8 protein-coding genes are annotated in these 12434 nt (G+C 40.6%); 5 read left to right on the forward strand and 3 right to left on the reverse strand.

The window, feature by feature from the left end:
• Positions 1-106: 106 nt before the first annotated feature.
• Positions 107-793 (reverse strand): YndM family protein, encoded by a 687-nt coding sequence (locus tag NST12_RS02820; protein ID WP_341100164.1) that lies wholly within the window; start codon positions 791-793, stop codon positions 107-109.
• A gap of 698 nt (positions 794-1491) precedes the next feature.
• Positions 1492-2232, reverse strand: coding sequence for an SGNH/GDSL hydrolase family protein (locus tag NST12_RS02825; protein WP_341100165.1), 741 nt, complete (start codon positions 2230-2232; stop codon positions 1492-1494).
• Between the two features lie 240 nt (positions 2233-2472).
• On the opposite strand from NST12_RS02825, the gene NST12_RS02830 reads away from it, so the two are divergent.
• The 5 genes from NST12_RS02830 (at position 2473) to NST12_RS02850 (ending at position 11255) form a co-directional block, all read left to right on the forward strand.
• Positions 2473-3240, forward strand: a complete 768-nt coding sequence (locus NST12_RS02830) for a tyrosine-protein phosphatase (RefSeq protein ID WP_048622657.1) — start codon at positions 2473-2475, stop codon at positions 3238-3240.
• Positions 3241-3547: 307 nt separating this feature from the next.
• Positions 3548-4441: a UTP--glucose-1-phosphate uridylyltransferase GalU gene (gene galU / locus NST12_RS02835; protein ID WP_327796846.1), complete on the forward strand. Its 894-nt coding sequence runs from the start codon at positions 3548-3550 to the stop codon at positions 4439-4441.
• A 986-nt stretch (positions 4442-5427) separates the two neighbouring features.
• The gene (locus tag NST12_RS02840; protein WP_048622658.1) at positions 5428-7182 is read left to right on the forward strand and encodes a phospho-sugar mutase; all 1755 of its coding nucleotides are present in this window, start codon (positions 5428-5430) and stop codon (positions 7180-7182) included.
• Positions 7183-7203: 21 nt separating this feature from the next.
• On the forward strand, positions 7204-8181 hold the full coding sequence (gene galE, locus NST12_RS02845; RefSeq protein ID WP_341100170.1) for a UDP-glucose 4-epimerase GalE: 978 nt from the start codon (positions 7204-7206) through the stop codon (positions 8179-8181).
• A gap of 1103 nt (positions 8182-9284) precedes the next feature.
• A complete protein-coding gene (locus NST12_RS02850; protein WP_341100172.1) occupies positions 9285-11255 on the forward strand; it encodes a methyl-accepting chemotaxis protein in 1971 nt (656 codons plus the stop codon).
• Between the two features lie 169 nt (positions 11256-11424).
• On the opposite strand, the gene NST12_RS02855 is transcribed toward NST12_RS02850, so the two are convergent.
• The gene (locus NST12_RS02855; RefSeq protein ID WP_341100174.1) at positions 11425-12342 is read right to left on the reverse strand and encodes an LCP family glycopolymer transferase; all 918 of its coding nucleotides are present in this window, start codon (positions 12340-12342) and stop codon (positions 11425-11427) included.
• Positions 12343-12434 lie beyond the last annotated feature (92 nt).

Raw genomic sequence — 12434 nt, forward strand, 5'->3', positions numbered from 1 at the left:
AAATAGTGTTGGGAGGACCTCTTTTGATTTCAGAAAAGGGGAGGCCAAAAAGAGCAAAAAGGGATGGAAGTTGAGCCATCCCTTTGTTCAATATAAAGTTTTGTCGTTATTGCTCATTTTGATCGTTGTCATAAATGCGACGAACATTGTTGTCTTTTGTGTTTTTCAAGTTATTATTACTGAAGTTGTTATCAGTCAGGTTGTTATTATTGAAATTGTTACTCGTTGGGTTGTTATTCGTTAAGTTATTGGGATTGAAATTGTTGTTCGTTAAGTTGTTGTTACTTATACTGTTGTGATCGTTGGAATGGATATTGCTGCTGTCAGCGTGATTGTCATAGCTATTTTGTGTACGGAAATCTTTAGCTGACACAATCTCATCTTCTTCGCCGAATTCGGAGCTAAAGGCTGGATTGTGGCGGGCTTCTCTGCCGTTGTTTTGGTCTTCATTGAACACTCTTTTGTTTATATAGCGATGGAAGAATATTTCGGCAATCGCTAAAATCAAAGCAGACCAGAAGCTTGCCCAGCCAAGGGAAATGTTTTCATTTATAATACCGCTTCCGACGGCCCATATTAAAATGTACGCCAATACAAAATCGGAAATGGTAGCGGCTGTATTTCCGAAACGCGGAAGAATAAAAAGATCACTCAACATATAGGATACGACTGTCACAATTAAGCTTATGGTAAAATATTCACCGAAATCCACCCTGTAAAATAATCCAAGCACGAATGCTAATATGATCATGACCATGACAAATTTTACGATTAGTGCTCTTACGTGTTCCATCCATAACCCTCCTTTTTGAAGTCAATCTTAGGTTGGCTCCGAAAAAGGGGATTATTCATTCACCTCTCGTTTTCCAATCTTTCCCGTTGTCGAAAAATCTACACCTTTATTTTTCAACTGTTAAAAACGTAAAAAATGCAAAAAGAAGCAGTCTTGATTTCCAATTAAACCGGGGTTGTCAAGAAACGGTGCAGAAGGAATTCAACCATTCATTTAAAATGACAGATTCCTACTGGTTTACACGAATGAGGAAGAAAATTGATGCTTTTGAACAAATATTTCTGTCTAAATTTCCCGGGCAATTTCTGTTGTTGTCGAACAATAATGAAGCATTCATCTGCTTTGATCTAGTTATGATAGGAAATATTTTAAATTGCGGAAGAAAGAAATCGACAAAGAAGCCCTTTTTGAAAGCGGAAGTCAGCTTTCCCGCCAGTGGAAAATGGATTAGGCCAAAATAATTAGTGAAGATAGATGTTTAATATATGGATTTTTTCCAAAAATGGATTTACAAGGTAGACTTAAATGATAAGATTTCTGGACTCAATTGAAGTTTGTGGCGGTGTGAAAATGGAGAGGAGATTCTTGTGGATCCGTCATTTAGCCATTGCGGTCAAAATAAAAAAGGAGAGGCTATTAGCGGGAAAATAACAAGGACCGCAATGGAACATACGGAATTCATGTTATGTGTCTTGAATTTATGAAGCCATAAAATAATTTTTCAAAAACTTCGCCCATAAAGCGTGACCTTTCGTGTTCGGCAAGCCGTTGCTTTCATCGATGTAATCTTTCAGTTTGTCAGAGGAGTAGTCCGGCCAAACTTTCCAATGGTCGATATAGTTCAATCCTTCTGTTTTTGCGAATTCCTTAAGCGATTTGACTTGCTCCGGATAGTTGGATGCACCGTAAATCGGATTTGGCGGCTGGATCATCACGACTGCATGTTCGTTCTCCGCTTTGACGTCACGCACAAACGTCTGAATAACCGTATGGTTGTCTTCTACAGACACTTTGCCGTTGTCAGCCCATGTAAACGGCTCGAACAGAATCATATCCGGCTTGGAAGCGGCAATTTTCTCTATCTCCCCATTTTGAAGAAAGTCGAGTGATGTCCCTTCTTCTTCCCAAATCGATGCTTTCAGTACCGGGCTGTAGGCGGTCTCCAGCGCTTTCTTCAATTGAACAGACCAGCTGTTATCCTCTTTACCAAGTGCTTTAGAGCCGACAATGGCTACTTGAAATGGCTTTCCGTCATGGAATGATTTTGCCAGCTGTTTGCGAGCCTGATCCGGCCAATGGCTCGACAAATCTTGCCAACTTTCATCTGATCCGTTTTCGGAAACAGGTGTCACCACAGCGGTTGAATCGACGGTCGTTTTTTCTTTCCAATACCAATAGCTTGCCAGTAAAAAAAGGGCAACGACCAATGTGAAAAACAATATCTTCCTATATCCTTTTTCAAAATATACCGTTGATATTTAGAGTAAGTAATTAAAGCGGTTTTAATTAAAACATGACAATATTTATCCTAAATTCCAACTATGATATAATTTTCCTGTTGAATAGTAATTTATAAGATTACAATCATATAGCATTGAGTTCTAGGATCTAATGGATTCCGTGCAACAATCTGTTCATTTCAGTAAAAATAATCTTAAATCGGAAAGTAGGAAGAGACGATGATCGATATACACTGCCATATATTACCTGGGGTGGACGATGGGGCTCAAACTTTGACAGAAGCAGCTGCAATGGCCAAACAAGCAGAAAAAGAAGGAATTCATACGATCATCGCCACTCCCCACCATATGAACAGAAAATATATTAATCGTAAATCAGAGATTGTCGCAAAAGTAATGGAAGTAAATGCGCATTTGGAACGGGAAGGGATTAATGTAACGGTTCTCCCCGGACAAGAGGTGCGGATTTACGGAGAACTCCTTCAAGACTATGAAAATGGGGAAATCTCCACTCTTGGCGGGGATTCCTCTTATGTATTGGTGGAATTTCCGTCCGGTTATGTTCCAAAGTACGCGGAACAGCTCCTTTTTGACATGCAAATGAAGGGGCTAGTGCCTGTCATTGTTCATCCCGAACGAAACCAAGAACTAATCCAGGACCCGGACAAATTGTATAATCTAGTTAAGAACGGAGCGGCAGCGCAAATTACCGCTGCCAGCCTCACCGGCTATTTCGGGAAAAAAATTCAGAAATTTACGGAACAGCTGATTGGCGCCAACTTAGCGCATTTTATTGCTTCGGATGCACACAATACAAACAAACGCCCGTTCAAAATGATGGAGACATTGGATCGACTTGAAAAAGAATTTGGAATCGATTATGTCTATTACTTTCAAGAAAATGCAGAATTGGCAGTCAGCGGTCAGAATATCATGAAAGAACCGCCGCAACAAATTAAAAAGAAAAAATTTCTCGGGCTATTTTAACAGAATATCGGGTTGGAGCCTTAGCCCGAATCAACAACAATGTTTGAATCGAACCTCTTTTCAACAAATCAACTGAACTATCCATAAAAAATAACCATTAGGTAGGGATTCTATGCCTGAGGGAGTGGCTCTTTCATAAAAGTCGGTCATCGAGAGAAACGTGAGAGATGGCTCGTGACCTAACTAATTTTACTTTGTTAAAATACAAACATAATCAACTGCATTTTGCGTATATTTTATAAAAATCCGTTATTCGAACAAAACCCATCGGCATTCTAAAAAATTCAAACGAAAGGAAGTATGCGGTTTGAAAAAGGTACGTAAAGCGATCATACCGGCTGCCGGGCTCGGCACTCGTTTTTTGCCCGCAACGAAAGCCATGCCGAAAGAAATGTTGCCGATTGTGGACAAGCCGACTATTCAATACATAGTGGAAGAGGCAGTAGCATCCGGGATCGAAGATATAATCATCGTTACTGGAAAAGGTAAACGAGCGATTGAAGACCATTTTGACAATGCCTGGGAGCTGGAGCATAATTTGGCGGACAAAGGGAAGCTCGATTTGTTGGAAAAAGTCAGGTATTCCTCCAATTTAGCTAACATCCACTATATACGCCAAAAACAACCCCTCGGTTTAGGCCACGCCGTATGGTGCGCCCGCAATTTTATCGGGGATGAACCGTTTGCCGTTCTATTAGGCGACGATATTGTTCAAAGCGATACGCCGTGTTTAAAGCAATTAATGGATCAATTCGAACAAACCCATTCTTCCATTATCGGGGTTCAGGAAGTTCCGGAAGAAGAAACACACCGCTACGGTATTATCGACCCGGCTGGAAGCCAAGGGCGCCGCTACCAAGTAGAAAATTTTGTGGAAAAGCCGGCACCGGGAACAGCTCCCTCCAATTTGGCGATTATTGGCCGTTATATTTTAACGCCGGAAATCTTTTTGTTTTTAGAAAAACAAGAGCAAGGAGCCGGAGGAGAAATTCAACTGACGGATGCCATTCAAAAGTTGAATCAAATTCAGCGAGTATTTGCCTATCAATTTGAAGGCAAGCGATATGATGTGGGCGAGAAGCTGGGATTTATTCAAACCACGATTGAAATAGCATTACAAGATTCGGAATTAAAAGAGCCACTGTTGAAAATCATGGATAATATTTTAAAAGAAACCAATCTGAATAAAGTGAATATGTAAGAAAGAAAAAATGAAGAAAATTAGCTCGTTTAGCTATAGTCAATTTGTGAATAGTCACTTAACCCGATTCTTTTGTCGTTCTATACAACCTCAGAATCGTCATTTTGAAACAGTTGGGGAAAAGATCGTGATTTTACCAGCTGTTTCTTTTTATTCTTCCTTTGCTCGGGTGATCAAAAAAGTCAATGAATCGCATTCCTTTTAAGAAAGACGGTTGTTTACTGTATAAAAAAATAAAAACGAATACAAAGAACCGAAAAGTTTGACCCAGTTAAGATATGCTGTGATTTCGATGAATTATTTTAAAATAATGGTAGAGAATCTTTTTGCTAAGATGAAATAGAATTTTCGTTGGATTTTTCTTTTTGAGTAAACTCAGGGAAATATGGATATAAGCATTCATTACTGAGTAGATATACTGCTTTTAACCATTAAAAGGATTTTTTTAAACGAAAGTTGAATCCTGCAAGTACAGCCATTCTCTATTTTTCTTTGTCATTCACTTGTTTTTTGAATGTATAAAATGGGACGCGAATAGAATGTAATATTCAACTGAACTTTTTTGTGATCGATTCCGTTTTTTCTTTTAGAGGTCATTATAAAAAGAGTTTGGATTCAGATTTGTACTTTTTTCGTTTTGCGTTTTTCATTAAGTTTGTAAGCAGAGTTTTACCGGCTCTCTCTGTAAAGAAAGAATTTTGCTATGCTTTTTTATCATGCAATCAAGAAGACTATGATTGAAAAGGAAAATGGGGTCTTCATGGTGAATTAAGAATTGTACTTCGGTGATTGGAAAATATTTCATATAAAAGGAAGCGTTGTCTAAAGCGCTGTCAGCCTACGAATAGTTTGATGACTAATCAGCGATACACTTTTAATACAGGATGATCATTTTAGCTCGACTATGGTTAGTGGTGAGGAAAAGATCAGAATGTTCATGTATGCAGTATTTTAATGATTCTATTGGGGAGTTGGAGGGGAACAATATGACTTGGAAAACGATCTATGAAAAATGGACATCTTATCCAAATTTAGATCCAGTTTTAAAAAACCAGTTGGATGGTATCAAAGATAATGAAAAACTGTTGGAAGACAGCTTTTATAAGAGTCTTGAATTTGGGACAGGCGGCATGCGCGGGGAACTCGGACCTGGTACGAATCGAATGAATCTTTATACGGTTCGGAAAGCTTCAGAAGGGCTGGCGCAATACATAAAGTCTCAAGGTGAGGAAGCGGTGAAGCGCGGCGTGGCGATTGCCTATGATTCCCGCCGGAAATCGCCGGAGTTTGCTTTGGAAGTGGCGAAAACGGTGGGGAAACATGGAATTCGCGCCTTTTTGTTTGAAAGTTTGCGTCCGACTCCCGTATTGTCGTTTGCTGTCCGCCATTTACACACATTCGCGGGTGTTGTTATTACCGCTAGCCATAATCCCCCTGAATACAACGGTTACAAAGTATATGGACCGGACGGCGGACAATTGCCTCCTGCCATGGCGGACGAATTGATTCGCTACGTTCAAGCTGTCGAAAATGAGTTGACGGTGGAAGTGGCAGAAGAAAAAGACCTTGTCAATAACGGCCTTCTCACGTATATTGGGAGCGAAGTGGATCAAGCGTATCAACAACAATTACAGACGATCCGTCAGAACAAGGAAGTCGTATCTTCTGTGGCTGATTCGTTGAAAATTGTTTATACGCCGCTTCACGGTACGGGAAATATCCCTGTTCGGGAAGGATTAAAAAACTTTGGCTTTACGAACATCACCGTGGTGAAAGAGCAGGAGCAGCCTGACAGCCATTTTTCTACGGTTCAATCTCCCAATCCGGAAGAGCACAGCGCTTTTGAACTGGCGATCCGTTATGGGGAAAAAGAAGACGCCGATCTTTTGCTGGCCACAGATCCGGATGCTGACCGTTTAGGTGTGGCTGTGAAAAATGCACAAGGCGACTATCATGTGTTGACCGGAAATCAAACAGGAGCGCTTTTGCTTCATTATTTGTTGACGCAGAAGAAAGCCAACCACACGCTTCCTGAAAACGGCGTGGTGATCAAAACGATTGTGACATCGGAGCTAGGCAGGGAAATCGCCAAAAGCTTTGGCATTCCAACGATTGATACGTTGACTGGATTTAAATTTATCGGCGAAAAAATCAAAGAATTTGAACAGACAGGAGAGCATACCTTTTTATTTGGCTATGAAGAAAGCTATGGCTATTTGATCGGCGATTTCGTGCGCGATAAGGATGCTGTTCAGGCAGCGGTGTTGGCAGCCGAAGTAGCAGCGTATTACAAAGCACAAGGAAAGAGTTTGTATGACGGTCTGATGGATATTTTTGAACAATATGGCTATTTCCGCGAATCACTGCGGTCGCTGACTTTGAAAGGAAAAGACGGATCGGAGACCATTGCCGCCCTGATGGATAAATTTCGCGAGTCTTTTCCTGCCCAAGCGGCCGGATCCCCGATCGTCGCAGTGGAAGATTACCTAAAAGGTGTCCACATGGATCTTACAGGGTCAAGTCACAGAAAAATCTCGTTGCCGTCTTCCAATGTTCTAAAATATTATCTTCAAGACGGATCTTGGTTTTGCATTCGCCCGTCCGGAACCGAGCCGAAAGCCAAGTTTTATTTCGGCGTGAAAGGAACGTCCTTGCAAAACAGTGCCGAACGATTGGCGCGACTGGAAGAAGACGTTATGCGCTGGGTGGAAAATGAACTAAATCAAATCACTGTTTACTAAGACAAAAGGGAGATGTCAGCAATGATTTTAGTTGTTGGCGGCGCCGGATATATCGGCAGCCATCTTGTAAAGGAACTTGTAGAAACAAATGAAGTCGTCGTTCTTGATAATTTATCGACGGGGCACCGTTCGCTGGTGGATCGCCGTGCACACTTTGTTGAAGGAGATCTGGGCGATAAAGCGGTACTCGATAAATTATTTTCAAATTATCCGATTGAAGCGGTGATGCACTTTGCTGCCAATAGTTTGGTGGGGGAATCAGTGCAGCATCCTTATAAATATTACCAAAACAATGTGGCTAATACTTTGACGTTATTGCATTCGATGATCGACCACGGTGTAAAGAACTTTATCTTTTCGTCGACGGCGGCCACTTATGGGATTCCGAATGTGGAACTGATCGATGAACAGCAGCCGACCCAACCGATCAATCCTTATGGTCGTTCGAAGCTGATGGTAGAACAGATTTTGTCCGATTTTGCCGATGCGTACGATTTGCATTATGTCGTTCTTCGCTATTTTAATGCAGCAGGCGCACATGAATCGGCAGAAATTGGGGAAGCGCATGATCCGGAAACGCACTTAATCCCGATTATTTTGCAGCATTTGCTTGGCCAGCGCCCGAAAATCTCCGTCTTTGGCACTGACTACGATACGCCGGACGGAACGTGCATCCGCGATTATATTCATGTTACCGATCTCGCTCGAGCCCATATTTTGGCGCTGAATGCCTTGTTGTCGGGCGAAAAGAAATCAGCAACTTATAATTTAGGAAATGGAAAAGGCTATTCCGTAAAAGAAGTGATCGATACGTGCGAACGCGTCACCGGACGTAAAGCTGTCATTGAATATACAGATCGCCGTCCTGGTGACCCGGCTAGACTCGTCGCCACTTCTGAAAAAATTTACCACGAACTAGGTTGGAAAGCGGAATACGGCTTGGAGGAAATCATTGACTCCGCATGGAAGTGGCATAAAAAGGGATTTAGCGGCAAATAGGAAAGGAATAGTGAAAGGGACATTGCCAAAAACGGATGTTTAGAGCAATGTCCTTTTTCTTTTCCGGAGTCGTTTCTCGAAAAATGAAAGAACGATCGTTTTGTTTAGCATCATTCATCCGGATGTGATAAACTTCAAATGTATTTTGTGCACAAATTTGGCTATTTAATCGCTGTCGAAACGATCCTTTCAATTATTTCCTGCATCGGTGCAATTTTGAAGCGATTTGTTTAGAACGGAAGCAATTTGATTTGAATGATCATCGGCTGGCTTTCTTAACGAAATTTTGCCGATCACGCTGAAACGTGTATAAGTAAAGAGTATGTATCCTGAGCGGCTGGAAAACATTTTATGTAAAGCTTTCAGACGTTTAACCGAAGGAAAAAGAAACCAAAAAATTGAAAACAATTTCCTGATTTACCTTGACATGTATACCAGGTTCGGGTATACAATCAAATTAAGAATTCATTATTTAATGAAAATTTTTATTATGACGTGGTTTTGTTTGTCATTTAGCAACGGGAAAGGAAACAGATTACGTGGACACACATTGAGCGTGTACATATTGTATAAGGATTAGAATGTAGCGGAACGATGCTGAAGGTGCGAGAATGTTTTTTGGCGTGAAGTAATTTTTGGTTTCAACTTGGTCATAGAGTGTCTTTAAAAAGATGGATGGAGATGTGTCCATAAGAGGGAACAGGAGAAATTCAATAGGAAGGGAGAGAGCGCATTCAGAGTCAAAAGGCCATTTAATCGGTCCGCTGCAGTGGTGTTCACGATTTAAACGAGGAAAGCGCTTTTTTAGGTGGAAACGGTTCGTTTGTATATAGGAAAGGATCATAAGTTTTGAAGAATGTCATAACCGCGGCTCAAGATCGGAGTGATCGGTTTTTCTTTTTGGTTGCTAAATAGTCGTTAAGAACTACATAATGGCAAAAACGCAAAGAGATTGATGGGTAATAAGACCTAAAAAAGCGGTGAAGCTTCTACTTTTATCCCGTTCTAAACAATCTTTTGATACACACAGCTAGACTCGTTTTACTTTAAGTAGTTTGTCAAAGGGTGAATCTCAAAAACTATTAATGAAAGAGGTATGAAAAGTGAAGATAAGACTATTCAGTGGTTTGAAATCAAAACTCATCATCTCCTTTGCTGTTATTTTATTGGTTCCTTCGCTTGTTGTGGGATCGATGGCATACCATTCGGCAAAAGTTCAAGTTCAAAATCAAATCTTCACTAGCGTTAATGAAAATGTAAAGCTGGTGAACACACTTATTGACAACAGCATCAAACCAAAAGTAAATGATATCGATTACTTTTCGAAAACCGTCTCATCACGTCTTTATAAAGGCGATGACAGTCCCGAACTTCGCAGAATTTTTAAAGAATATGTAGATTTGCATCCGGAAGTAGTGAGTATTTTTGTCGGCACTAAAAATGGATTGTATGTTCAAATGCCAAAATTTAAGATGCCTTCCGGCTATGATCCAAGACAGAGATATTGGTATTCGGAAGCTATGAATCATAAAGGGCAAGTAGTAGTGACGGATCCTGAAAAAACGGCCTCTACTGGTGAAACGTTGGTCACCATATGCAAAACAACCAATGATGGTTCTGGCGTCGTGGCGATTAATATAAGATTAAACAAGATTAAAGATTTAGTGGAAAAAGTGAAGGTGGGAAAAGAAGGGTATGCGTTCCTGATCGATCGTAATAAGAAGATCGTTGCCCATCCTAATCTAAAATCCGGGTCAAAAGCTGACAGTAGCTTTTATGATAAATTATTTGCTAGTAATACCGGGGAATTTCATTATACTTTGAATGGCAAAGAGAAATTATACAGTTATACGACGAATCCATTAACGGGATGGAAAGTAGTAGGAAATATGTCGATCTCCGAAGTAGATGATGCCGTTGCGCCTATTCTCAATAAAACGTTGCTCGTGATCATCATTTCTTCTGTTCTTGGGGCGATAATCGTCTACTTTATTATCTATTCCATTCTTGCCCGTCTTAGAGTATTAAAAAATAAAGCGATTACCATCAGCAGAGGCAACCTCACTGAACAAATTGAAATAAAAGTAAACGACGAGATCGGTCAATTAGGCCATGCTTTTAATCAAATGCAAGAAAATCTGCGTACATTAATCCAAAAAATAGAACTCAGTGCGGAACAAGTCGCTTCGTCTGCCGAGGAATTAACAGCGAGCGCTGAACAAACAAGTTTAGTCACTGAACAGGTCGCTTCTTCCATTCAAGAGGTGGCAAGCAATGCGGAGACGCAGACAAACGGTATTGATAAAAATGCTCAGTCTTTAAATACAATCTCATCAGGAATTACAAAGATCGCCGAAAATTCCATGAATGTAGCGGAGCTTTCTAAACAATCCACATTGCAGGCGGAAGAAGGAGAAAAGGCTGTTCAGAAGACAGTCGATCAAATGAATTCCATTCATGAATCCTTCCAAGTGTCAGAAGAAGCCTTCCAATCTTTAGCAGAGCGTTCAAAGCAAATTGGAAAAATATTGGATGTTATTACCGGAATCGCAGACCAGACAAATCTTCTGGCTCTTAACGCCGCCATTGAAGCAGCTAGAGCTGGCGAAGAAGGTAGAGGTTTTGCGGTCGTAGCGGAAGAAGTCCGAAAATTAGCCGAGCAATCGCAAGAGTCGGCGAAGCAAATTTTTGAATTAATTCAAGGAATACAACAAGATACAGGCAATACGGTACAAATTATGTCTAAAACGACAGAAGATGTAGAAGAAGGGTTAAAAATCACCAATGAAGCCTTTGAAAAGTTTGAGGGAATTTTAAATAGTATGAGAGAGGTTGCTCCTAAAATCGAGGATATTTCCTCAACGGCGCAAAAAATATCCGCCGAAGTCCAAGAGGTTGCGGCAATGGCCAATGAATTGGCCAATATAGCGCAAAACAACGCAGCCACATCCGAAGAAGTAGCGTCTTCAACGGAAGAACAATTAGCTTCCATGGAAGAAATCTCAGCATCAGCAAAATCGCTTTCTTCTATGGCAGAAGAGCTCAAAGAGGTAATTTCTAATTTTAAATATTAACCCATTTGCATGATCGCAGAATAGTACAGTGAAGAATGAAAACTGAAGGTTCAAGAAAGGACATCGCCGTAGGGCCATGTCCTTTCTTCGTTCCATGTATAAGGATAAACGTTGTTTTTTCGTCTTGGGCAGGTTGTTTGAGATGATGTCTGTCAGATGGCAGACATGTTTATTCGCTTTGTAAATTTTCCTTTAGCATATGTGTCACTTTTGCTTTTTCTTCGTCAGGAACAATCAAATAATAAATGCCGTTGATCTTTTGACCTGTTCCTTTGATTTCATAATTTTCTATGTTGGATAGACAGCTGCGGTAATTGGCTCGAATATTCATCATATCCTGAAAAGTTAGATTCGTTTTTACGTTGTTGCCTAGCGTATTCAAAATATCTTGATAATGAGTCACAGAGGATATACTGGTAGCTTTGTGCAGAATGGCTGTTATGACTTGCCGTTCACGCTGATTTCGGCCAAAATCCCCGTTTGGATCCAAATGGCGCATTCTGACATAACCTAGTGCTTTTGGTCCGTCAAGTTCAATCTTCCCTTTTTTGTAATGATAGCCTTTTTTGTAATATCCTTCATCGTACCAATCCAGATGATTATCAACGGTAATACCGCCGACGGCATCGACTAAACCACTTAGCGCTTCCATATTAATGCGGATAAAATAGTCAATAGGGATACCTGTAAACTGTTCAACGGTATTGATTGCCATCTTTGTTCCACCGAATGCGTATGCATGATTTATTTTATCCATGGTTCCTTTTCCGACGATGTTTGTTCGCGTATCCCTAGGAATGCTGACCATTTGCATTTTCTCTTTTTGCGGATTAAGCGTCATGACAATTAATGTGTCGGAGCGGCCTCTGTCATTTTTACGCTCGTCCACTCCCATAAGAAGAATGGAAATAGGTTTGCTTTTTTTCGTTTTATCCGACTGATCGCGGCCATTATCGAAAGGAATGTTTTGATGCATTTTATCAGCCGCTTCTTTGGCGGAATGATACAAATAATAGGCATAGCCACCCCCGCCCAAGACGATTAAGACCACTATGATGGACAGGATTTTCAACAGTTTTTTCATCATATGGGATTCCTCAACTTTCACCTTAGAACTATGGTTGAATTATACCATATTCATAGGGGGCCTGACCCCCTTAATGCTTTAAAGTATTAAGG

Origin of the sequence: Bacillus sp. FSL W8-1127 (assembly GCF_038006725.1) — a bacterium.
GTDB classification, from domain to species: Bacteria; Bacillota; Bacilli; order Bacillales; family DSM-4216; genus Bacillus_O; species Bacillus_O smithii.

Coding starts and splice junctions, on each gene's coding strand:
- NST12_RS02855 (WP_341100174.1), bottom strand. CDS start 12,342: ATGATGAAAAAACTGTTGAAAATCCTGTCCATCATAGTGGTCTTAATC.
- NST12_RS02830 (WP_048622657.1), top strand. CDS start 2,473: ATGATCGATATACACTGCCATATATTACCTGGGGTGGACGATGGGGCT.
- NST12_RS02820 (WP_341100164.1), bottom strand. CDS start 793: ATGGAACACGTAAGAGCACTAATCGTAAAATTTGTCATGGTCATGATC.
- NST12_RS02840 (WP_048622658.1), top strand. CDS start 5,428: ATGACTTGGAAAACGATCTATGAAAAATGGACATCTTATCCAAATTTA.
- galE (WP_341100170.1), top strand. CDS start 7,204: ATGATTTTAGTTGTTGGCGGCGCCGGATATATCGGCAGCCATCTTGTA.